A 23,745-nucleotide genomic window follows, 5' to 3' on the forward strand; every position below is an offset into this window, starting at 1 on the left:
CCCATGCCGCCCATATCAGGCATTGCAGGTGCATCTTCTTTTGGCAGTTCAGCGATCATCGCTTCTGTTGTCAGCATCAGACCAGCAACAGAACCTGCATTTTGTAATGCAGTACGCGTGACTTTAGTTGGGTCAAGAATACCCATATCAATCATATCGCCGTATTCACCTGTTGCCGCGTTGTAACCATAGTTACCTTTACCTGCAACAACTTCATTCAGGATAACAGATGCTTCAGCACCCGCGTTTGTAGCGATTTGACGTAAAGGCTCTTCCATTGCACGACGCGCAATTTTGATACCCATGTCTTGATCATGGTTGTCACCACGTAGTTCACCCAGAGAGCTTTCTGCACGAACCAATGCAACACCACCACCAGCGACGACGCCTTCTTCAACCGCAGCACGAGTAGCATGCAACGCATCTTCAACGCGTGCTTTCTTCTCTTTCATTTCCATCTCGGTAGCCGCACCAACACGGATAACAGCTACACCGCCAGCTAATTTAGCGACACGTTCTTGCAGTTTTTCTTTGTCGTAGTCAGAAGAAGATTCAGCGATTTGTGTGCGAATTTGTTCAACACGTGCTTGGATTTCATCTGCACGGCCAGCACCATCAACGATAGTGGTATTTTCTTTGCTGACAGTGATTTTCTTCGCTTGACCTAAGTGATCCAAAGTCACTTTTTCCAGGCTCAGACCGACTTCTTCAGAAATCACAGTACCACCAGTCAGAACAGCAATATCTTCTAACATCGCTTTACGACGGTCACCAAAGCCAGGCGCTTTAACTGCACAGACTTTCACGATACCGCGCATATTATTCACAACCAGTGTGGCTAACGCTTCACCTTCCACATCTTCAGAAACGATCAATAATGGACGGCTAGATTTCGCGACAGCTTCTAGAGTTGGCAGCAAATCACGGATGTTTGAGATTTTTTTGTCGAATAACAGCACATACGGATCTTCCAGTTCTGCTGTCATAGTTTGTTGGTCGTTAACAAAGTATGGAGACTGGTAGCCACGATCAAACTGCATACCTTCAACGACGTCTAATTCGTTTTCAAAGCCGCTACCGTCTTCAACGGTGATAACGCCTTCTTTACCGACTTTTTGCATGGCTTCAGCAATAATTTTACCGATTGAAGCGTCAGAGTTAGCTGAAATAGTACCGACTTGAGCAATCGCTTTATCATCATCACATGGTGATGACATAGTACGCAGTTGTTCAACCGCAGATTGAACTGCTTTGTCGATACCACGTTTCAGATCCATGGGGTTCATACCAGCAGTAACGGCTTTCATACCTTCACGCAGAATAGCTTGTGCTAGAACTGTCGCTGTAGTTGTACCGTCACCAGCAGCATCAGAAGTGTGCGAAGCCACTTCTTTTACCATTTGGGCGCCCATGTTTTCGTATTTGTTTTCCAGTTCGATTTCTTTCGCGACTGAAACACCGTCTTTCGTGACGGTAGGTGCACCGAAGCTTTTATCTAAAACAACGTTGCGACCTTTTGGTCCCAGTGTGACTTTTACTGCGTTAGCCAGTGTATTCACACCTTTAACCATTAACTGACGTGCGTCTGCACCAAATTTGACTTCTTTAGCAGCCATTGTAGTTATTCCTCTTATTCTTTAATAAAGCAAATGAATCCAGGGATTAGCCTTCGATAACAGCAACAATGTCATCTTCACGCATGACTAACAGTTCTTCACCGTCAACCTTAACTTCAGTACCGGCATATTTGCCAAACAGTACTTTGTCACCCACTTTTACCGCCAAAGGGCGAACTTCGCCTGAATCTGTAACCTTGCCATCACCTGCAGCAAGAATTTCACCGCGAGATGGTTTTTCTGCGGCGTTATCAGGGATAACGATACCGCCAGCGCTCATTGTTTCTTCTTCCATGCGACGAACAATCACACGATCATGAAGGGGACGAAGATTCATCTGTATTTCCTCCGAAAAAATGTCTATTAATGACTAACTTAAATTGTAGGGAACTCATAGAATGGGGTTACAAAACCCGCTTTCAAGGGGGCTAAGCAAAAAAATTTAAAAATTTTTATCGAAGATGATGTTTATCATCGTCATCGACCACTTCCCCATCAATCACATCACCTTCACGATAATCTGATCGATAGCGTTGTTGTGAAAAAGCATCACCACGCTTTTGTGTGTAAAAAATACGACTATTCTTGGCTAATTGTTTAATCACACTCTGCCTGACGGCTGGCACTAGTAGCAAAAAACCAAAGGTATCGGTGACAAACCCGGGGGTTAGTAACATCGCCCCAGCGATAACCAAGCACACCCCTTCCAACATCTCTGTGGCAGGAATTTGACCGCTGGCCATGGAGCTTTGTGCTCGTTGTAATGTTTGAAAACCTTGTAAACGAAGTAAAAACGCACCTAGAACAGCGGTGGCCACCACCATAAATATAGTCGGTAATGCACCAATCACATCGCCAACCTGTATCAACACATAGATTTCAACGATGGGGATAATTAAAAAAATCAGTAATAAAATTCGAAACATAGGACGTCCAAAGGCATGGTTATATAGATGGATATTGGTGCGGTTTTCCATATTTCAAGGCCTGATCACCATTGTCGCTTAAATACAACAAAAGTCAGCTTTTGTATCAATGTCACAAAACTGTAACGTTTTCTTCATCATGCTGAAACATAACAAGCCTAAGGTGTGCGGGACTTCGGCTCTTACCGAATTGATAAACCAACCTAGAGGATAGTCCCTTGAAATTGAAAACAACATCTTTATTAATTGCCGGTACCTTGTTTGGTGCAGCAATGTTGCCTGCTCAGGCAAACAACGAAGCGATGGCTGACCTGTTAAAAGTCCTTCGTGACAAAGGCACCATCAGTGCAGAAGACTACAACATGCTGAAAAACGCTGCAGCAGCTGATCAAGAAAAAACTGAAGCTGCTCAAGCTGAAGTGAAAAAACAAGTCGCTGAAGCAACTGCAGATATGCCAAAAATTACCACTGATGGCAAGTTAGTTGTTGCAGACAGAGAAGGTAACTGGGAATTCCAACCTATCGGTCGTGTGATGTGGGATGCCATCTCTGTAGACAATGATGGTTTATACGATGGTACTGCAGGTGTAGGTGATAACGAAGGTCGAGGAACTGAATTACGTCGTGCACGTTTGGGTTTCCAAGGTTCGATTTATGACTGGAGCTACAAATTTGAAGCTGACTTTGCTGGCGGTGATGCATCAATTAAAGATGCTTATGTTGGTTACGGCAACAAACTAAACGACAGCACCAAATGGGGTGTAAAACTTGGTCAATCTCACATAGCTTTTGGTTATAACACTAAAGCTAGCTCTAAATACATGAGCTTTATTGATCGCCCATTCTATGCTGATTCAGCTTTATCACCTGCTCGTGAGAGTGGTGTTGCATTCCAGTTGAATGACAAAGATTATCGTTGGTTATTAGCATCATCTTTAACAAGCGGTGAAATCGACGGTGGTGAAACTGATGTAGATGATGCAGATACATGGGCAGTTCGCGGTTCATTCGTACCATTTATGCAAGACAGCAAACACATGTTACAAGTTGGTTTGGGTTATTTGAACCGTGGTAACGGTGATGGTTCATTCCGCTACCGTCAACGTGCTGTTAGCCACATTACTTCAGAGCGTCCAATTGACACTTCTGTAGCAGATTATGATGGCTCAAAAGCATTCACAGCTGATGTTTTAGGTATCTATGGCCCATTCCACGCTTTAGCTGAATACGTAGACTACACAGCTGAAAGTAACTCAAACTCAGATCAAGAATTCACTGGCTATTCAGTTGAAGCTGGTTACTTCCTGACGGGTGAATCTTACAAGTGGAAAAAAGGTTATAACTCTGGCGTTTCACCTAAATCTCCATATGGTGCGTGGCAGTTAGTTGCTCGCTTTGAAAACATTGAAACCGAAGGTTTAGTCGGCGGAAGTGTACAAACTGAAGACGAAGCAGATAAATTTACATTGGGTGTGAACTACATTCCACGTAAAAATATTCGTTTAATGCTGAACTACGACAAAGTTACCGATCTGACTGTCGATGGCGCAAGTTCAGATGCAGAACCATCTGCACTTAAATTCCGTGCGCAAGCATTCTGGTAGGTCTTAACACTGGAAAGCACTGATAAAAGCCTCACCCCAGGGTGGGGCTTTTTTCTGATTAGGAGATATTAGCAAGAGAAGATAAGACGATGACGCAAGAAGAATTACACCACTATCACTCATTACAGGAAATTCTCAGTCATGGACGTCTGACAGCTCTGTTTCAACCTATTATCTCGTTACACAACCAACAGATTTTTGGTTATGAGGCACTGATTCGTGGTCCATCTGATGGCCCCCTCCATTCGCCTGTGACCTTATTTGATACCGCTCTCAAGCATGATTGTCTGGCTGAGCTGGATTTACTCTGTCGAGAAACGGCGATCAAACGCTATGGTCAACTCGGCCTGAAAGAAAAACTCTTCATCAATACGACGCCTGTTGCTCTGCTGGATAATAATTATCCACACGGATTGACTTTACAATATGTTGAGTCAGCTGGTTTATCAGCAGAACAAGTCATCATTGAGCTCACTGAACAGTATCCGATTGATGACTATGAATTAATGCGAACAGCCACTGAACATTATCGCGATATGGGGTTTTCGATTGCGATTGATGATTTGGGCGCGGGCTATTCTGGCTTACGCACCTGGTCTGAACTCAAGCCTGATTTTGTGAAACTGGACCGCCACTTTATGCAGAATATTCATGAAGATCGGCAAAAGCGCCAATTTGTGCAGTCCATGATTGATATTGCTCAAAGTATCGGCTGCCAGGTGATTGGTGAAGGCATTGAAGTTCGTCAGGAATATATCACCGCACAAAGTCTGGATATGCGCTTTGTACAAGGCTATTACTTTGGCCGTCCTAATCGTAATCCACAAAAAGAACTCGATAACAGTCTGTTTGCCCAACGCAAAGAAACAACGATACAACGAACAGGTCGTCCAAGAGCGAATACCCTTGTTAGCAGCTTGCTGACAGATTTAGATCCGGTCAGACATAACGATACCATTGAGCATATTTCTGATCGTTTTCAGAAAGCGTTAAAACTGAATGCGTTGCCGGTAGTTGATGATAATAATCGTGTCGTGGGTATCATGTGGCGCGATGATTTTATGACACTTTACGCCAGCCGTTTTGGTCGTGAACTGTACGGAAGAAAACCCATAAAAGACTTTATGGATAAAAATCCTATCGTGGTTGAAACTGAGCTGCCATTGAAAAAACTTAGTTATCAAATCACCAGCCAGGAAGCACATCACCAGCACAGTGCGTTCGTCATTACTGAGCAAGGTCGTTATCGCGGTGTAGGTAGTTTAATGGACTTGCTACGTCAGATTACCGATATGCAAATCACCATGGCTCGCCATGCCAACCCGCTGAGTGGTCTGCCAGGAAATGTGCCTTTAAGTGAACATACCCGTGAGATTATCGAGCAAAATCGGGATGTCACTGTCTGCTATTTTGACTTGGATAACTTCAAACCCTACAACGACATTTATGGTTACGGTAAAGGCGATAAGGTGATTAGCCTCACAGCTAAAACATTAACTGAACATGTCGACCAGGAAATCGACTTTGTTGGGCATGTGGGTGGCGATGATTTTATCATCTTGTTTGAAAGTAAAGACTGGCGACAGCGTTGCCAAAAGATTCTAGAAGCATTTGAGGCACTTTACCCACAGCTATACAATTTGCGTCATCTGCAACAAGCAGGCATCAATGCGGTTGATCGCCATGGCAATGAAACCTTTTATTCACTGCTTAGCTTATCGATAGGTGCTGTGCGTATTTTAGACTTCCCGAATATCCAGGCAGAGATTGATCTGACCGAATACGCCAGTAAGGCAAAATCAATGGCTAAACGAATAGCTGGTAACAGTCTCTATCAGCTAGAGGCGACAGAAAAAAATATGATTAATCAGAAACCGAAAATACGCTTGGTCACGGAGAAATAATCAGCTTAAACAGCCGCTTCGTAAGCAACCTGTTCGAGTACAAACTCGACACGCTGACGTACTTTCTCACGTGTTTCACGGAAGATCGCCATCACTTCCTCTTCACTACCCCGCAGCTTGGCCGGATCAGGCAAAGGCAGATGCACCTTAACTGTATGAGGGCTGAGTAGAGGGCACTGCTCCTCAGCGTTATCACATAGTGTGACTAACAAATCAGCCCATTCCAGCATTTCACCATTCACACGAATCGATTCCTGCTGAGAAATATCAATCCCGACTTCAGACATAATTTTGATGGCACGTTGGTTTTGTCCATGTGCTTCAATACCAGCCGATTTTATTTCAATTTCTTCGCTGGCCAATGCTCTTGCCCAGCCCTCAGCCATTTGTGACCGACACGAATTGCCAGTACACAAAAACATGACTCTAATCTTTTCCATTTCTAACCCTTTCTTTATAGCAGGCCGACCTTAACAAACCAATATGACAACGCCGTTACGACGACATAACATTCTGATTTATTGTTAATTACTAATTCAGACTTGAAGCGAACAGCATCGCTTCTGTTAAAATGCCTGTTTATCAAAGAATAAAGACGTCCATTGTGAAAAAACTGATCGCACACATCCTCATCTCAGCGGCACTGTTGACTCCCGTCCTAGCTCAAGCTCAAACCACACGTTATGTATCTGATAAGCTCGAAATCACCATGCGTAATGGTCAAGGCGTGAAGTTCAATATCCGTAAAATGCTCGAGTCTGGTACACGACTCGAAGTACTGGAAACGGATCCAGCAGGTTATTCAAAAGTCAGAACGACAGATGGCGTTGAAGGCTGGGTGTTAACCCGTTATCTGACCAACACACCGAGTGCTCGTGACCAACTTGAAGCCAGTCAAAAGCGTGTGGCCAATTTAGAACTTGAAATCGCTAAATACAAAGAAGAAATTTCATCACTCAGTAATCAAAACTCCGACGTTGATACACAAAACATGTCGTTGAAAGAAAAGTCACAACGTTTGAGCAAAGAACTGGACGACCTCCGTCGTACCGCATCAAATGCTGTGGCTTTAGATAATGAAAATCGTCAACTGAAAGAAAAACTGCAAGAAATTGATCATGAGAACCAGTCATTAGTTATCGAAAACAATGCCTTGAAAGATAACAGCACCCGAAGCTGGTTCCTTATAGGTGCCGCTGTTTTATTTGCAGGTATCTTGTTGGGCATCATCCTACCGCGACTGAAAGTTCGTAAAAAGGATAGCTGGGGCAGCCTCTGATAACAGATTATTATCTCGTCAAAAAAAAGGACGCATCGAGCGTCCTTTTTTGCTTCATACAGCCAGTCTATTAAGCACGTTTTTTATGTCCATCTCTCAGGTGAGACAAGCCTTCTCCAGCTAGAGAGCCACCATCAATCTGATACGCCTTACCAAAGCCTTTCACATAACGGCCACCGATAGGGGTTAGCTTAAATAACTTAAAGTCGCTCAATTGACTTAGGTTTTGTATGCGATCGCCATGACGATCGGTTAAACACTGAATACCGACATTCCAGTCTGCAGAATCGACAGGCAATAGTTCTGTGGTCACATTGTACTGAACACGAAGACGAGCAAATAACTCCGCAGCAGAGTCTTCATCCTCAATAATTAATACTGAGGCTCTGGGGTGATGCTGCAAGTTTTTAGCGTGAACCGCGATTTCACTGATCAATACATATAAACAATCATCTCCCACCGCGAAGGGCGCGTAGGAAGCATAAGGCTCATTTTCTTCGGTTAATGAGGATAGCAGCAGACTTTTTCTGCTGTTGACCATCGCCATAATCTCTTGACTGATTTTCTCTTCTAACCCTTTATTATTCATTACTCTACTCTCACTGATATTGTTGCTGCATTGTCAGAAAACGTTGTTTTTGTTCTGCTAACAACTCGCCTTTTTCATCTCGGCCAAGAAAGACTTTAAAAATCACCTCGCCCTCGGCATTTTCAAAAACAAACGCGTAACTCTCTCGACCACGATGCTGTTTATCTTGAAAACGAATATTGTTTACTAACTTAAGATTTAAGTGTCCATGAAAGCCTGGCACCGGACCTGATAAATTATAAAAACCTTCCGCTACAGAGCCTTTCGGAAAAGGCCCCATAAACTCAAACACACTGCCGCCATGCAATACGATGGTCGTCATCGTACCCCAATCAGCCAGTTGCTCGAGTAATGCTTGAGCCTGCTCACCTGGCATTGTTACTTCATTAGACATAGCTGCTCCTTAAAAATCATACTTCACACCGAGACGAATATCTTTGCCCGGCATATAGAGTTGTTGAAATGCGACACGATAGTGTTGATCAGTCAAATTATTCACAGTCAGATCAATCGTTAAGTTTTTAACATCTTTCGGTGTCCAGCTTGTGTAGAGATCCACTAAGGTATAGTGCTCATAGTCAGTATTGATATCATTCGGTCGATGCTTCTGACTTTCAATCCGCGTTAGCCTCAAACCTGTTTTGAGGGTATTTTTAAGCCAAGCATTATTCATATCCAATACCCATTTATCTGCAGGGATTGACGAGATGGCTTCTCCCGTATTCTTATCTTGCCCCCTGGTTTGGCCATAACTCAATAGGACATTGAATGTATTCAATTGATAATTCATGGCTAGCTCAAAACCTTGCAACTCTGCCTTATCAATATTTCTGTAATAGGTATTACCTGGATTGGGAATAGGGAAAAAGACCGGGTCATCAACTCGTTGTTCGATGAAGTTATCTACATCGTTATGGAAAATATTAGCGTTTAACGTTAATGAATCAGACGATTTCAACACATCAGCCATTGTATATTGAGTCATTAACTCCCAGTTTTGAGACTCTTCTGGCTTCAAATCCGAGTTTGGAAGGAAGGTATTACAAAATCCTGGCCCCATACAAAAGTGCGTTCCAGATGTATAGAGCTCTTCGGATGAGGGTGCTCTAAAAGCTTCATCATAACGTAATGCGACATTTAACAGATCGGTTGGCTGCCAAACTAAAGCAGCAGATGGAGAAAACGCATTATCACTGTGTTCTTCGTTTAAGTTTTCTGCTTCTGTTTTGAAATAATCATAGCGAGCGCCTAACTCCACATGCCACTTCTCTGCTACAGGAAGATGAATCTCTGAAAAGGCCCCCCATACATCGGTCGTTGCCGTTGGCGGTAATGGCCTATCGACACCACCGCGATCTGCATTTAATTTATCCTGATATCCATCCACCCCGTAGATAACAGCTATTTCACCAAACTCACTACGGTTATGAATATTCATTCCCACTGTCCGAATTTCAGTGTCATCAAAGCGTCCATCCGAAGTCCGACTTTCATCCATTTTAGTACGATCCCAATACAAAGTAAGCTTGGTATTCAACAACGGGTTGTTAGGATTGTATTGATAGTCAAATGACGCTTGATCTGTCTGCGTTTTTCTATCTATCAAGAAGTTTGATGTGGAAACATCTGCTGCCCCATTTGATGGAATGCCACCGTAATTGTACGAGCGACGAAAGTTAAATGTCGCCATTTGATCGCTATCGATAAACCAGTCCAGCTTAGCTAACACACCTTTGTCGCGATTTGCTGAGTTTTGCAGATCATCGCCATTCCCCAGTTCCAAGTCATTGCCATCACGATAGTAACCCGATAGCAGCAAATCAACATTGCCAAAACGACTAGCCAAAGCACCGGTTGTTGTCCACTTATCACCGTTTGATTGATAACCTTGTTTCACAAAGCCGCCCAGATTATCTCCATCCAAGAGATCAGCCGCATGAATAGTATTCTGTGACACAACACCACCTAACGCACCTGACCCCCATAAAGAACTGCTCGGCCCTCGAAGTACCTCAACATTTTTTAAGAGTGATGGGTCTAAAAAATACGTAGGTCGATGACCTGATTCAAAATTCTGTCTAACCCCATCAATCAATTGCAAAACACGGTTTCCACCCAAGCCACGGATATTGACTCCCTGAACTTGTTCACGAGGGCCACCAGTTAATGTGACATTAGGTAAATAGTTAATAACTTGAGGAACAGAAGTGGCTTGTTGTCGTGCAATATCATCCTGACTCACGACACTGATATTGCGGCTTGAGCTATCACCGTCAGTGTTTCTTGTCGCTGTGATCGTGATTTCATCGAGGCTTTGTTCCGCAGCAAAGGCTTCGCCACCACTTACTGTCAATAAAACAGGCACCTGCATTAGCAAGGCTAACTTTCTTAATTTCATCGTAATTGTTCCTGACTTGAAAAATATGTCGAGAAAATTACCATTTAACGATAATGAGATCAATTATCATTTACATATAGATTAACAATTTAGCAGATATCAAGTAGAATGCTGTGCGTTGTGTATCCCCCTTTTCACTATGACTAATATATCGACTGAACTTTATATGATGAAGAATAAAATATTCCCTTCTCTTTTCGGCTCACTATGGCTTTTACTGATGGCTTTACTCACAGCCTCAACCAGCTATGCGGATTCTGATAATTCGCGCCTAGTCAGTGTTGATGGCAATGCCACCGAGATTTTGCTTAATTTGGGATTGGGTGAACGTATTGTTGCTGCAGACTTAACCAGTCAGCCATTGTTATCTCAGCCAGTTGAAAATTTAGGTTACCATCGAACATTATCTGCAGAAGGGCTGCTCCAGTTACATCCTGATTTAGTTATCGGAAGTAACCATATGGGGCCTGCCCCCGCTATCGCGGCTCTCAAAAAAGCACATATTCCTGTTCTCGAACTTGATAGTCCAACGACATTGCAGCAACTTGAAACAAATATAACGCTGTTAGCCTCTCGGCTTCATGCTGAATCAGCAGCGCAAGAGCTTATCGAACAGCTTCAAACAAGACAGGCAGCCTTGCTAGAAAAACAGCCGACACATAAGCCAACTGTGGTATTCCTGCTCGATATTGGTGAGCGTGGTTTATCCCAAGCGGGCACCGATACCACTGGCGATGCACTCATAAAACTATTGGGCGGTAAAAATATCAGCCAGTTTAGTGGTTACAAATCTATTTCTGTTGAAGCCTTATTAGCCGTCAATCCGGATATTATTCTGGTTGGTAGTCGTTCTGACAGCTTGGATAGCGCTAACAAGCTCGTCAAACGTCAGCCATTACTGCAACATAGCCAAGCGGCTAAAAATAATCAGATAGTGAGTGTGAATGCAGCGACCTTAATTGCCGGGCTCAGCCTCGGTGCTCTGGCGGAAGCTGAACGACTGGCAGATAAACTCTACTAGCCATCGACTCGTGACTATGCCCTACCAATCGCTATTCCGAAAGCTGGCGTGGCCAGTTCTGATCAGCCTGCTTGTCATCGGTATTATTTTATCTCTGACATCTGGCCCCATGAAGTTATCAAGCTGGCAGAGTTTGTTAACTGTCTGGGACGGTTTATTCCATACCGATCTTAGCCGTCTAAATGACTATGAGAAGGTCGTTATCTGGGATCTTCGCTGGCCTCGTACGCTGCTAGCTTTGTTTATTGGCGCCTTATTGGCCATCTGTGGCGCCGTCACACAAGGCTTGTTTCGAAACCCTTTGGCTGATCCAGGCATCATTGGTGTGTCTTCTGGTGCAGGGCTTGGGGCGGCACTTGCCATCGTAATATTTCCCGTAAGTTTCTCAGTTTTTGCCACACCTGTAGCGGCTTTTGTGGGTGGGTTAGTCACCAGTTTATTAGTGTATCGACTGGCCCAATCCAGCCAAGGAAATACTTCCGTGCTTATTCTGTTATTAGCCGGGGTCGCGGTCGCCGCATTTACCGGTGCCGTGATTGGTTTTCTAACATTTATTGCCAATGATCAGGCATTACGCGATTTAACTTTATGGGGCATGGGTTCCTTAAATGGCGCCACACCTTTTATGTTGTGGTTATGTGCTGGCTGTTGCCTGTGCTTGATACTTTTCTATCAGTATTACGCCAAAGCCCTGAATGCCTTATTGCTGGGTGAAGCTGAAGCGGCACATTTAGGCATCCATACTGAACAACTCAAACGCCAACTCATCATTGCGACAGCGATTGGCATTGGTATTGCCGTCTCTGCCTCAGGCATTATTGGCTTCATCAGTTTGGTTGTGCCTCATCTAATACGTATGACATTAGGCCCAGATCACACACGCCTATTACCTTTATCTGCCATTGCAGGGGCGGCCCTGTTATTACTGGCTGATGTGGGAGCACGGGTCTGGCTCGCTCCAGCCGAACTTCCGGTTGGCTTAGTGACAGCATTGATTGGCGCACCCTTTTTTGTTTTTCTTCTATTACAGCAACGTCAGCGCTTAAGTACATTGTAGGATGACGATGACCAGTTTAACTTTAAATCATCTCAACATTGCTCATGGTGGACGCTCCATTCTCCATATCGAGCATGCTGATGTTGAGCCGGGCGAGTTTATTGCCGTGCTGGGCCCTAATGGCGCAGGAAAAACCAGTTTATTTCGTGCCATTACTAGCGAGTGGAAACCTAGCTCAGGTCATGTTTTTTTGCATGATAAAAATGTAAATGAATGGTCTCGTCGAGAGCGTGCGAAACACTTAGGTATTTTGCCCCAATCATCACAATTAACCTTTCCCTTTAGTGCAAGTGAAGTCGTGGCAATAGGTGCGACGCCGCTGTCTCTATCTGCTGATGAGTTAGCTCAGCAAACACGATTTTGGATGGAAAAAACCGATACCTGGCAATTTGCAGATCGCTTTTTTACCAGTCTCTCTGGTGGAGAGCGGCAACGCGTGCAGCTAGCGCGAATATTACTCCAGGTATCACAAGCCGAAAAACCACCTGTTGTTTTGTTGGATGAACCCACATCAGCACAAGACTTAGGTCAACAGCATCATTTATTACAACTCGTTCGTCAGCTTAGTCATGAATCACAATTCTCGATCGTGGCCATTTTGCATGATCTTAACCAAGCAACGCGTTATGCCGATAAGATTTGGTTGCTAAATCAGGGTAAAATGTTTGCTCAAGGTTCACCACAGGCGATATTAACATCTGATACCGTCAGTGCGGTCTGGGGTTATGTTCCTGAGAAACTGATCACTCAAGCAGGAAACAACGTTCTAATTTAATGACTTTATATGACTGACAAAAGCAGCTATGAGCTGAGCGGCATTCTCAAGCAAGCCCTTCTGTACAAAAAGCATCTCGTCAAAGCCAATATCATCGCGCTTCTGGCGACACTCTGTGCCGTGCCTGTTCCTCTATTATTGCCTCTGATGGTTGACGAAGTGTTACTTGAAGAGCCAGGCCCAACCGTCGCCTTTATTCAGCAATTCAGTCCCGATAGCTGGCATGGTCCGGTTTTATATATTTTGGCTGTGTTGTTATTTACATTGGTATTACGTGTGGCATCGGTCATTTTGAATGTGGCTCAGTCACGTTATTTCACCCTTATTGCCAAACGCATCACCTTCAGGATTCGTCAAAAACTGATTAAACGGCTGGGTAGAATTGCCATCAGCGAATATGAAACTCGAGGTAGCGCCGGCATTGCCTCACATTTTGTTACCGATATTGAAGTGATTGATAATTTTATCGGCAATACCATCAGTCGATTTATCGTAGCAACGCTGAGTATTATTGGTACAGCAGTGATATTGCTGTTTTTACACTGGCAACTGGCGTTATTAATTTTGTTTATGAATCCGCTGGTGATCTATTTCACTATGGTGGTGGGTAAACACGTCAAGGAGCTTAAAAGGAAAGAAAATTCTGCTTTTGAAATCTTCCAACAAAGCTTGACCGAAACCTTAGACGGTATTCAACAAATACGCACCGCTAATCGTGAAAAACACTATCTGCTTCGCGTCATTGATAACGCACGTCAGGTTAGAAACCATGCCTCAGAGTTTGCCTGGAAAAGTGATGCCGCAAACCGTTTTTCATTTGTGATCTTCCTGTTTGGCTTTGATGTGTTCAGAGCTGTCAGTATGTTTATGGTGATTTTCTCTAATTTAAGTATTGGTGAGATGTTCGCCGTCTTTGGTTACCTGTGGTTTATGATGAGTCCGGTACAAGAGATTCTGAATATTCAATATTCATTTTATTCTGCCAGCGCAGCGGTTTCGAGGCTGAATAGTCTGTTCAGCATGCATGAAGAAGTGCGTTACCAAAACGACGTGAATCCATTTGTAGATGGACAACCCAGCAGTATTCGCATTGAGAACCTGCACTTTAAATACGGCGATAATAATAAAGTGCTCAGCGGCGTATCCCTGAATATCCAAGCAGGTGAAAAAGTCGCACTGGTCGGTGCTAGTGGTGCCGGAAAGTCTACCTTAGTCAATGTGTTATTAGGTTTATATCCAGCTGATGATGGCATGGTATTTTTTAATGATGTACCCGTGAGTAAAATTGGCCTGGACACGGTTCGTGAACACGTATCCACAGTATTACAAAGCCCCGCTTTGTTTAATGATACCGTGCGTCAAAACATTACGATGGGACGTCAATATTCAGATGATGCTATATGGGAAGCTATTCGTATCGCACAGATAGAAACCGTCATCCAAGACCTTCCAGAACAATTGGATACCATCATAGGCCGTGATGGCGTGAAATTATCGGGTGGACAACGTCAACGTCTGGCAATTGCACGTATGGCTCTAGTGAATCCGAGTGTTGTTGTTTTGGATGAAGCCACTTCAGCCTTAGATAGTGATACCGAATTTCAACTGCATAATGCTTTAGAGCAGTATCTGGAAAACCGGACAACCATTATTATTGCTCACCGTCTCAGCGCCGTGAAACAAGCCGATCGCATTATCGTATTTGACGGTGGAGAAATTATTGCGGAAGGCGACCATGATTCATTGATTAATCAGGACGGTTTGTACCAAAAACTTTACGCACAACAGATATAAAAAAGCCCGGATAAACCGGGCTCATTTATTTTCTATCGACGCTTGAGTTGTTCAACATCCCGAACAGCCCCTTTCGCCGCTGAGGTAGTCAATGCGGCATAGGCCTGAAGAGCTAGGCTCACTTCACGCTCACGCGCAACGGGTTTCCAGGCATCATCGCCTTTCGCTTCCATAGCGGCACGACGATGCGCCAGCTCTTCGTCGCTTATCTCAACATTGATCTTACGGTTAGGAATATCGATATGGATGATATCGCCTTCCTCCACCAAACCAATATTCCCGCCTTCCGCCGCTTCAGGTGAAGCATGACCAATAGATAAACCCGATGTACCACCGGAGAAACGTCCATCAGTTAATAAGGCACAGGCTTTACCTAAACCTTTAGATTTCAGGTAGCTGGTGGGATACAGCATTTCCTGCATGCCTGGTCCACCTTTGGGTCCTTCATAGCGAATGAGGACAACATCACCTTCTTTGATATCCCCTCTTAAAATAGCTGCGACAGAGTCATCTTGAGACTCAAAAATGCGTGCCGGACCAGAGAAAGTCAGAATAGACTCATCCACACCGGCCGTTTTCACAATACAACCATCTTCAGCTAAATTGCCATACAACACGGCCAAGCCGCCATCTTTACTATAAGCATGTTCGACATCACGAATACAGCCGTTTTCACGATCCAAATCCAGCTCTGGCCAACGGCAGTTCTGACTGAAGGCTTCCTGTGTTGGAATACCAGCAGGACCAGCGAGATAACGTGTTAATGCAGGCTCATAGTCTGTGCGTTTCACATCCCATTGTTTTAAACCTTCACCCATGGTTTTGCTGTGAACTGTGGGCGCATCAGTATGCAATAAACCACCAGCCGCTAATTCACCAAGAATAGAAATGACACCACCAGCGCGGTGTACATCTTCCATGTGGTATTTGTTGGTGGCAGGCGCGACTTTACATAAATTCGGAATTTTACGTGACATGCGATCAATATCAGCCATAGTAAAGTCGACTTTGGCTTCATTCGCCGCCGCTAATAAGTGCAGCACGGTATTGGTTGAACCACCCATCGCAATATCTAGGGCAATGGCGTTTTCAAACGCCGCTTTTGTCGCAATAGATCGCGGTAATACATCCTCTTCATCATTTTCATAGTAGCGTTTAGCTAAATCGACGATGCGACGACCTGCTTCCAGAAACAGTTCTTTGCGATCCGCGTGTGTAGCAAGCAATGAACCATTGCCTGGTAATGATAGCCCCAAAGCTTCCGTCAGGCAGTTCATTGAGTTAGCTGTAAACATACCAGAGCATGAACCACAGGTAGGACAGGCACTACGCTCAACCTGTTCGACATCCGCATCACTGACATGCTCATCCGCTGCCTGCACCATGGCATCCACCAGATCCAGCTTGACGTCTTTACCAGCGAGTTTTGTTTTACCCGCTTCCATTGGTCCACCAGAAACAAAAATCACCGGAATATTGAGTCGCATAGCGGCCATTAACATGCCGGGTGTGATCTTGTCGCAGTTTGAAATACAAACAATGGCATCCGCGCAGTGCGCATTGACCATATACTCAACAGAGTCAGCGATAATGTCGCGCGATGGTAAGCTGTAAAGCATGCCGCCATGCCCCATAGCGATACCATCATCAACGGCAATGGTATTGAACTCTTTTGCCACACCGCCCGCTTTTTCAATTTCGCGCGCAACCAGTTGGCCAAGGTCTTTTAGATGAACATGTCCGGGAACAAATTGTGTAAACGAGTTTGCAACAGCGATGATAGGTTTATTGAAATCATCATCTTTCATTCCTGTCGCCCGCCACAGTGCGCGAGCGCCAGCCATATTTCTACCCGCGGTAGATGTTCTTGAACGATATTGAGGCATGCGAAATCTCTCCAAAATCTGTTTTGCCCCACGTAACCCTTAGATCACATGGTAATAATCTGATAAATTTTACACGACACTTGGCAAGCGTGCCGAGTCTGAGATAAAAAGAAACGAATGAACGACACTGTAAAGCCAGTTACACCACAAAACTTAGCCACCACAACCAGCTGGTTTCGTACCGCTGCGCCTTATATTCATAGTCATCGTGGCGCGACTTTTGTGATTGCTTTTGATGGTGAAACCATCGATAGCCAGGAATTCGAGCCCCTGCTCCATGATATCTCTATCCTGAACAGCTTAGGGATTAAACTGGTTTTAGTATATGGTGCCAGACCTCAGATTGAAGCAAGCTGTATCGAGCAAAACATACCTGTTAGATATCACAATGGTTTGAGAGTGACCGATGATATCAGCCTGGTTATTGCCAAAGCAGCCATTGGGAAACTGCGCCTTGATATCGAATCGAAACTGTCCTTTGGATTACCACATACGCCAATGGCCGATGCACGCATCCGTTGTATCAGTGGCAACCTGGTAATTGCCAGACCTGCTGGCATCATAGATGGTGTGGATCTGGGTCATACCGGTGAAGTGCGTCGTATCGATGCTGAAGGCATCAATCAACAATTGGGATTAGGTAATATTGTTTTGCTGCCCCCTCTGGGTTACTCCCTTACGGGCGAAAGCTTTAACGTTTCAGCTGAATCTATCGCGACAGAAGTGGCCACAGCATTACGCGCAGATAAATTGATCTTTATTGGTCACAGTAACAAAACGATGCCCCGCGAACTGACGGTGAATGAGGCAGAAAAAACACTCAGTTCCCACCCTTCATTGCATGCAGCGGTTAAAGCCTGTAAAGCTGGCGTCACCAGAGTACATATTCTGGATAGAGCCATTAACGGTGTTTTATTACAGGAATTATTCAGCCGTGATGGCGCTGGTACGCTGGTCACGTCCACCTCTTTTGAAACCACAAGACAAGCAACGATTGATGATGTCGGCGGTATCCTGGAGTTGATTCAGCCGTTAGAAGAAAAAGGGGTTGTCGTAAAACGTTCAAGAGAGTTACTAGAACGAGAGATCGATCACTTCACGGTCATGGAGCGTGATGGCAGTGTTGTAGCCTGCGCGGCACTTTACCCCTATCCTGATAATGATATGGCAGAACTTGCTTGCCTGGCAGTGTCGAATCAATACCAGAGTCATGGTCGCGGTCAACAATTACTCGGGGTATTGGAGCAGTCAGCAAAAGCACAAGGCATCAATAATCTGTGCGTGTTAACCACTCAAACGGCGCACTGGTTTTTAGAGCATGGGTTCAAACCAGCAGAAATAGCTGATCTCCCCGTCGCAAAACAAGCCCTATACAATTACCAGCGCAAATCGCGTGTGTTCAGAAAAGAACTGGATTAACGTCTTTTTTTGTTATTTAACTGACGTCGATATTCCGGAAATAATAATGGCGCAAATTCATGGAGTGCTTTTTCATAAACACGGCGTTTGAAAAACACAATTTCATCCACCGGCGTCCAGTAATCCACCCAGCGCCAATCATCGAATTCTGGTTTTTCATGCAGATTAAGCTTGACGTCTTCTTCCTTACCGGTAAAACGCATTAAAAACCAGCGCTGCTTTTGGCCAATACAAAGCGGTTTATTTCCATATCGCAGGTAACGTTTAGGTAAGCGATAGCGCAACCACCCTCGGGTCATTGCAATTAACTCAACATGTTCTGGCAGTAAACCTACCTCTTCCGTAAGCTCACGATAGGCCGCCTGCTCAGGAGTTTCATGGGACTTGATCCCCCCCTGAGGAAACTGCCACGAATCATGTTGCGCACGTTGCGCCCACAACACCTGATTCTCTTCGTTACAGAGTATGATCCCTACGTTAGGCCTGAAGCCATCTTTATCAATCACGACTGAAGTCTCTAGCTGGCTGAGCGCAATCGCCCCCAGCGGTTTATTCTCAATTAGCGATTAGATTATTAAAAGCACTGTCAGTATGCAATGCATTTTGACATACAATAGTCGCATTTTTGATTAAAACGGAGACTTTTCCAGCACCATGGCGTTGGCAATTTTTGATTTGGATAATACTTTATTGGCTGGTGATAGCGACTATTTATGGGGTCGTTACTTGTGTGAAAATAACATTGTAGACGAGAAGGCCTACCGGGCTAGCAATGATCATTTTCTTCAGGAATACATTAACGGCTCACTCGACATCTACGCATTTTTAGAATTTGTCTTTACACCATACGCCAACCACTCCATGTCGGAATTAGAAGCTTGGCGCGCGGCCTATCTCGAAGAAAAAATTAAACCGATCATTTTGCCAGCCGGCATCGAACTCATCGAAAAGCATCGAGCCAAAGGCGACACTTTACTGATTATCACCGCCACCAATAGTTTCCTGACTCAGCCTATCGCGGAGCTCCTGGGCATTGAACATTTAATTGGCACAGATCCAGAAATGATTGATGGCGCGTTTACCGGCAAAGTCTCAGGCACGCCTTCGTTTCAGCGTGGTAAAGTCGAACGCTTGAAAATGTGGTTAAACCACCGGGATGAAACAATGGAAAACAGTATTTTCTACAGTGATTCTCATAACGATATCCCACTGTTAGAACTGGTCGATACCCCTGTCGCCGTTGATCCCGATGAGAAGCTTGAAGCCTTTGCTAAGGAAAAAGGCTGGAAAATTCTCAGTTTGCGTTAATAATTGTTACAATTCATCGTTTTTTATCATTCACAATCAGGCCGTCATTATGGAATGGGAAGTTGTTATTGGGTTAGAGATTCATACCCAACTCGCCACCAAGTCTAAGATTTTCTCTGGTGCTGCTACAGCATATGGTGCAGAGCCGAATACACAAGCATGTGCCGTTGACCTGGGTCTGCCGGGCGTATTACCGGTACTTAATGCAGAAGCTGTCAGAATGGCGATTAAGTTTGGTCTTGCCGTTGATGCTGAGATTTCTGAACGTTCAGTCTTTGCCCGCAAAAATTACTTCTATCCTGACTTACCAAAAGGCTATCAAATTAGCCAATACGAATTACCCGTTGTCGGAAAAGGCCACATCAGTATCGAACTGGAAGATGGCTCTGAAAAAGTTATCGGTATTACTCGTGCTCATCTCGAAGAAGATGCTGGCAAATCACTACATGAAGACTTTGACGGTCAAACAGGCATTGATTTAAACCGAGCAGGCACACCATTGTTAGAAATTGTGTCTGAACCTGATATGCGCAGCGCAAAAGAAGCGGTTGCTTATATGAGGAAAATCCACTCACTGGTTCGCTATCTTGAGATTTGTGATGGCAATATGCAGGAAGGCTCATTCCGTTGCGACGCTAACGTTTCAGTTCGCCCTAAAGGCCAGGAAAAGTTTGGTACCCGTGCCGAACTGAAAAACATTAACTCTTTCCGTAACGTTGAGCGCGCTATTAACTACGAAGTTGAGCGTCAAATTGATGTGTTGGAGTCAGGTGGTGAAGTCGTTCAGGAAACGCGTTTGTACGATGCCGATAAAAATGAAACTCGCGCGATGCGTAGTAAAGAAGAAGCGAATGACTATCGTTACTTCCCTGATCCTGACTTGCTTCCACTGATTATTGACCAAGCCACGATCACTGATATTAAAGCCACATTGCCTGAACTACCCAACGAAAAGCGTGATCGCTTTGTTAAAGAGTTAGGCCTATCGCTGTATGATGCCTCAGTACTCACCAGCAGCCGTGAGCTGGCCACTTATTTTGAATCATTATTAGCGGCCACTGAGGGCAATGATCCGAAACAATGTGCTAACTGGGTTATTGTTGAACTATCCGGTGCACTGAACAAAGCAAGCCTGGATATTTCTGAATCGCCGGTGAATGCTGAACAGCTTGCTGGTGTCTTAAACAGAATCAGTGATAACACCATTTCAGGCAAAATCGCCAAAACCGTGTTTGAAGCATTGTGGAAAGGCGAAGGTAAAGATGCCGATGCGATCATCGAAAATAAAGGCCTGAAACAAGTCACCGATACTGGCGCTATTGAAGCTATGGTGGATGAAGTATTGGCGAATAATCCTGATCAGGTGCAGCAATACCGTGATGGCAAGGAACAATTACTTGGCTTCTTCGTTGGCCAAATAATGAAAGCGTCAAAAGGTAAAGCTAACCCAGCCCAGGTAAATGAATTATTGAAGAAAAAACTAAATGGATAATTCCTGACACATGAGCCAATCATCAAAAAAAGCCGCCACTGAGCGGCTTTTTTTATGGCCGATTTTTCTGCATTCATTGTGAGGCATCTCACAAATTACAAGCGACCCGATTCCCCTTAATCGCTAAACGATGTAGTATCACCCGATGGATTTGTTACGCTTTTTTGACTACGGCGCTAAAAGCCAATGATGGAGCAAAGGTTGACCAACCAATGAAGTTTGTACAGGAGCACCTCCCCGCCAAGACGGGTTTAAATAAATTACCGTCGGCCTCTCCCCTCCCTGAAGCCAACTGGGTACTCGTTTTCGGCTCAGTCAGCCGCTTCAACGATAAAGGTTTTGCTAAAACCATAAAAAAACGCTACCCAAACGCCGAAATCATCGGTTGCACCACATCGGGCGAGATTACAGGTGATGGTGTTTATGATGACAGCATCCACATCACAGCCATGCAGTGGGAGCGAAGCACGCTCCGCTTTATTAGCAAGCCGGTTAATAGTATGGAGCAATCCCATGCACTGGGTGCTCAAATTGCCGCTGAGTTAAAAATGGATGATCTCAAAGGCGTGTTTGTTCTCAGTGACGGTTTGAATGTTAATGGTTCTGAACTGGTAGAAGGTCTCCAGGAGATATTGCCCAATATTCCTATCACAGGTGGTCTAGCAGGCGATTCTGCTGCATTCAAGCAAACCTTACTCATCAACAATGACAAAATTCAGGATCGTACAGTGATCGCTGTTGGTATTTACGGAGAAGATGCCATCGTTACCAGTGGTGCCTTAGGCGGCTGGCAACCATACGGCCCCCCAAGAAAAATTACGCGTTCAAACAAAAATGTGGTGTATGAATTAGACAATAAACCCGCTCTACCACTTTACAAGATGTACATAGGCTATTACGCCAATGAATTACCTGCTTCTGGCTTGAATTTCCCCTTTGCCATCATGGACGAGAAGAATGTTAATGTCATCAGAACACTCCTCTCGATTAATGAACAAGATAATAGCTTGACCTTTGCAGGCAATATAAAAGAAGGGTCTACTGTTCGGTTCTTAAAGTCTGACCATGACCGCTTGGTCTTAGGTGCCAGTGAAGCAGCCAGACAAATATTACAAAAAGACGTCAACATAAACGATAAAGCCTTAGCTATTTGCGTAAGCTGTGTTGGCCGTAAATTAGTCATGGAATCTCAGGTATCAGACGAAGTGTTTGCTGTGCAAAGACTATTGGGTATGCAGACAGGCATCACCGGATTCTATTCAAATGGTGAAATCTGTTCAGGGGAAGATGATAGTCACAGTTTACTGCACAACCAAACCATGACTATCGCTTATCTGAGTGAGCACAACGCCTGATTAAATCAGGCGATTTCTCTCGCTGCTGCTAACAACGCTAATCTGGCGATGACACCGTAGGCATAAAAGCGGTTCGGTTCCGAATCAGGCAAATCTGTTTGATCTGGTGTGCTACAGGACTGAGCAAAGGCCAGTGGTTCAAAATGCATCCCTGGCGCATTTAAATTTTCATTAACCCCACGCCCTGTGTGTACACGATAAAAGCCACCCACCACATAGTGATCCATCATATAAATAACGGGTTCAGCTACCGCCTTTTCTTCCCCCAATGTCTCGAAGGTGTAAACGCCTTCCTGAACCAACACATTATCCACCACCAAACCTTCCTTAGCGGATGACATTTTATTTCGTTGTTTACGATTGAGGTTTTCGATTTCCTCGGCGCTTTTAACCGTCATAATGCCCATCCCATAGGTACCGGAATCGGCTTTCACAACAACAAATGGCTCTCTGTCGATATTATATTCAGCGTATTTGGCTCGAATAGATGTCAGCAAATTGTTCACATTTTTGGCGAGACACTCTATGCCCGACTTTTCTTTAAAATTCACTTCACCGCATTGCAATGTCAAAGGGGATACTAACCACGGATCTATATCAATCTGCTCAGCAAATTCTTTTGCGACTTGATTATATTGAGTGAAATGATCAGATTTTTTTCTGGTTGACCAGCCTGCGCGTAATGGTGGAATAACCTCTTGCTCTAGATTTTCGAGAATAGCTGGCCGTCCGGCAGATAAGTCATTATTTAACAGAACCAGACAGGGTGAAAAGTCATCCACGGCAACACGATTACCTTTTCTGACTAATGGCTCAAGCGTAATTTGCTTACCTGATGGCAGGTCAATGCTCGTAGGCTCTTCAATCTCTTCTAATAAACTGCCAATGCGAGCTTCCATACCTGCTTTTTGGAAGATGTCACGTAAGGTTTCCAAACTTTCGAGATAGAACAAGTTCCTCGTATGATTTTCAGCCACGATCAATACGCGTTTTGCTGTTGGACAGGTTCGTTCAACAGCAGCCTGAGCAGCGTGAATACACAAAGGCATAAAAGAGGCGTTGAGATTATTAAACCCAGCAGGGAATAAATTCGTATCCACAGGCGCCAACTTAAACCCCGCATTTCGGAGATCGACAGAAGCATAAAACGGCGAAGGCGTTTTTAACCACTGCTCTCTTAACCATGTTTCAACTTGTGTCTGCTTTTCTAGCAATATGGCTTCTAACTTTAGAAGAGGACCATTTAAAGCGGTGGTTAAGTGTGGGACGCCAGAAGTCATGGTTAAGCTCGCTTATGTTTTAAAGTGTAGAGTTGAGTATAA

At 44.5% G+C, this 23,745-nt stretch carries 21 protein-coding genes; 11 read left to right on the forward strand and 10 right to left on the reverse strand.

All coding sequences use genetic code 11. The annotated features are described in order from the left end of the window. The 3 genes from groL to B3014_RS09700 form a co-directional block, all read right to left on the reverse strand. On the reverse strand, nt 1–1,616 hold a 1,616-nt coding region (groL, locus tag B3014_RS09690), incomplete at its 3' end, for a chaperonin GroEL (RefSeq protein WP_289286957.1). 46 nt (nt 1,617–1,662) lie between these two features. Further along, nucleotides 1,663–1,953, reverse strand: coding sequence for a co-chaperone GroES (groES, locus tag B3014_RS09695; protein WP_007143920.1), 291 nt, complete (start codon nt 1,951–1,953; stop codon nt 1,663–1,665). A gap of 115 nt (nt 1,954–2,068) precedes the next feature. Beyond that, complete coding sequence (locus B3014_RS09700; protein WP_289244075.1) at nt 2,069–2,593, reverse strand: FxsA family protein; 525 nt, start codon at nt 2,591–2,593, stop codon at nt 2,069–2,071. 167 nt (nt 2,594–2,760) lie between these two features. Here B3014_RS09700 and B3014_RS09705 point away from each other — a divergent pair, with 167 nt between their 5' ends. Both B3014_RS09705 and B3014_RS09710 read left to right on the forward strand, forming a co-directional pair. Further along, complete coding sequence (locus B3014_RS09705) at nt 2,761–4,146, forward strand: OprO/OprP family phosphate-selective porin (protein WP_273178397.1); 1,386 nt, start codon at nt 2,761–2,763, stop codon at nt 4,144–4,146. Nucleotides 4,147–4,235: 89 nt separating this feature from the next. Beyond that, entirely contained in the window at nt 4,236–6,050 is a 1,815-nt protein-coding gene (locus B3014_RS09710) for a GGDEF domain-containing protein (RefSeq protein WP_289244076.1), read from the forward strand. Nucleotides 6,051–6,055: 5 nt separating this feature from the next. Here the strand turns inward: B3014_RS09710 and B3014_RS09715 are convergent, their stop codons facing one another. Then, a complete protein-coding gene (locus tag B3014_RS09715; protein ID WP_284452221.1) occupies nt 6,056–6,490 on the reverse strand; it encodes an arsenate reductase ArsC in 435 nt (144 codons plus the stop codon). 164 nt (nt 6,491–6,654) lie between these two features. Here B3014_RS09715 and B3014_RS09720 point away from each other — a divergent pair, with 164 nt between their 5' ends. Continuing rightward, nucleotides 6,655–7,329 (forward strand): TIGR04211 family SH3 domain-containing protein, encoded by a 675-nt coding sequence (locus tag B3014_RS09720; RefSeq protein ID WP_284452220.1) that lies wholly within the window; start codon nt 6,655–6,657, stop codon nt 7,327–7,329. A 70-nt stretch (nt 7,330–7,399) separates the two neighbouring features. Here the strand turns inward: B3014_RS09720 and B3014_RS09725 are convergent, their stop codons facing one another. The 3 genes from B3014_RS09725 to B3014_RS09735 are packed head-to-tail and all read right to left on the reverse strand — an operon-like array spanning nt 7,400 to nt 10,316. Continuing rightward, nucleotides 7,400–7,918: a HugZ family protein gene (locus B3014_RS09725; RefSeq protein WP_289244077.1), complete on the reverse strand. Its 519-nt coding sequence runs from the start codon at nt 7,916–7,918 to the stop codon at nt 7,400–7,402. Nucleotides 7,919–7,928: 10 nt separating this feature from the next. Beyond that, complete coding sequence (gene hutX / locus B3014_RS09730) at nt 7,929–8,312, reverse strand: heme utilization cystosolic carrier protein HutX (RefSeq protein WP_289244078.1); 384 nt, start codon at nt 8,310–8,312, stop codon at nt 7,929–7,931. A 9-nt stretch (nt 8,313–8,321) separates the two neighbouring features. Then, a complete protein-coding gene (locus B3014_RS09735) occupies nt 8,322–10,316 on the reverse strand; it encodes a TonB-dependent hemoglobin/transferrin/lactoferrin family receptor (protein ID WP_289244079.1) in 1,995 nt (664 codons plus the stop codon). Between the two features lie 220 nt (nt 10,317–10,536). On the opposite strand from B3014_RS09735, the gene B3014_RS09740 reads away from it, so the two are divergent. From B3014_RS09740 to B3014_RS09755, 4 genes are read left to right on the forward strand one after another with little or no spacing between them, the layout of a single operon-like run. Next, nucleotides 10,537–11,337: a heme/hemin ABC transporter substrate-binding protein gene (locus tag B3014_RS09740; protein WP_289244080.1), complete on the forward strand. Its 801-nt coding sequence runs from the start codon at nt 10,537–10,539 to the stop codon at nt 11,335–11,337. Nucleotides 11,338–11,353: 16 nt separating this feature from the next. Continuing rightward, the gene (locus B3014_RS09745) at nt 11,354–12,394 is read left to right on the forward strand and encodes a FecCD family ABC transporter permease (protein WP_286306097.1); all 1,041 of its coding nucleotides are present in this window, start codon (nt 11,354–11,356) and stop codon (nt 12,392–12,394) included. 7 nt (nt 12,395–12,401) lie between these two features. Further along, nucleotides 12,402–13,169, forward strand: coding sequence for a heme ABC transporter ATP-binding protein (locus B3014_RS09750; protein WP_289244081.1), 768 nt, complete (start codon nt 12,402–12,404; stop codon nt 13,167–13,169). Nucleotides 13,170–13,178: 9 nt separating this feature from the next. After that, a complete protein-coding gene (locus B3014_RS09755; RefSeq protein ID WP_289244082.1) occupies nt 13,179–14,963 on the forward strand; it encodes an ABC transporter ATP-binding protein in 1,785 nt (594 codons plus the stop codon). A 32-nt stretch (nt 14,964–14,995) separates the two neighbouring features. On the opposite strand, the gene ilvD is transcribed toward B3014_RS09755, so the two are convergent. Beyond that, complete coding sequence (ilvD, locus tag B3014_RS09760) at nt 14,996–16,849, reverse strand: dihydroxy-acid dehydratase (protein WP_289244083.1); 1,854 nt, start codon at nt 16,847–16,849, stop codon at nt 14,996–14,998. A gap of 117 nt (nt 16,850–16,966) precedes the next feature. On the opposite strand from ilvD, the gene argA reads away from it, so the two are divergent. After that, complete coding sequence (gene argA, locus B3014_RS09765) at nt 16,967–18,268, forward strand: amino-acid N-acetyltransferase (protein ID WP_289244084.1); 1,302 nt, start codon at nt 16,967–16,969, stop codon at nt 18,266–18,268. Here the strand turns inward: argA and B3014_RS09770 are convergent. Then, nucleotides 18,265–18,774, reverse strand: a complete 510-nt coding sequence (locus tag B3014_RS09770; RefSeq protein ID WP_289244085.1) for an RNA pyrophosphohydrolase — start codon at nt 18,772–18,774, stop codon at nt 18,265–18,267. The two genes, argA and B3014_RS09770, sit on opposite strands and share 4 nt — an antisense overlap. Before the next feature lie 148 nt (nt 18,775–18,922). Here B3014_RS09770 and B3014_RS09775 point away from each other — a divergent pair, with 148 nt between their 5' ends. The 3 genes from B3014_RS09775 (at nt 18,923) to B3014_RS09785 (ending at nt 22,423) form a co-directional block, all read left to right on the forward strand. Next, complete coding sequence (locus B3014_RS09775; protein ID WP_289244086.1) at nt 18,923–19,576, forward strand: HAD family hydrolase; 654 nt, start codon at nt 18,923–18,925, stop codon at nt 19,574–19,576. Nucleotides 19,577–19,625: 49 nt separating this feature from the next. Next, nucleotides 19,626–21,068, forward strand: coding sequence for an Asp-tRNA(Asn)/Glu-tRNA(Gln) amidotransferase subunit GatB (gene gatB, locus B3014_RS09780; protein WP_289244087.1), 1,443 nt, complete (start codon nt 19,626–19,628; stop codon nt 21,066–21,068). Nucleotides 21,069–21,280: 212 nt separating this feature from the next. Further along, nucleotides 21,281–22,423 (forward strand): FIST signal transduction protein, encoded by a 1,143-nt coding sequence (locus B3014_RS09785; protein WP_289244088.1) that lies wholly within the window; start codon nt 21,281–21,283, stop codon nt 22,421–22,423. 5 nt (nt 22,424–22,428) lie between these two features. On the opposite strand, the gene gshA is transcribed toward B3014_RS09785, so the two are convergent. Beyond that, nucleotides 22,429–23,703 (reverse strand): glutamate--cysteine ligase, encoded by a 1,275-nt coding sequence (gene gshA, locus B3014_RS09790; RefSeq protein WP_289244089.1) that lies wholly within the window; start codon nt 23,701–23,703, stop codon nt 22,429–22,431. Between the last annotated feature and the right edge of the window lie 42 nt (nt 23,704–23,745).

It is taken from the genome of Methylophaga sp. UBA678, from assembly GCF_002299105.1.
In the GTDB taxonomy this organism is placed as follows: domain Bacteria; phylum Pseudomonadota; class Gammaproteobacteria; order Nitrosococcales; family Methylophagaceae; genus Methylophaga; species Methylophaga marina.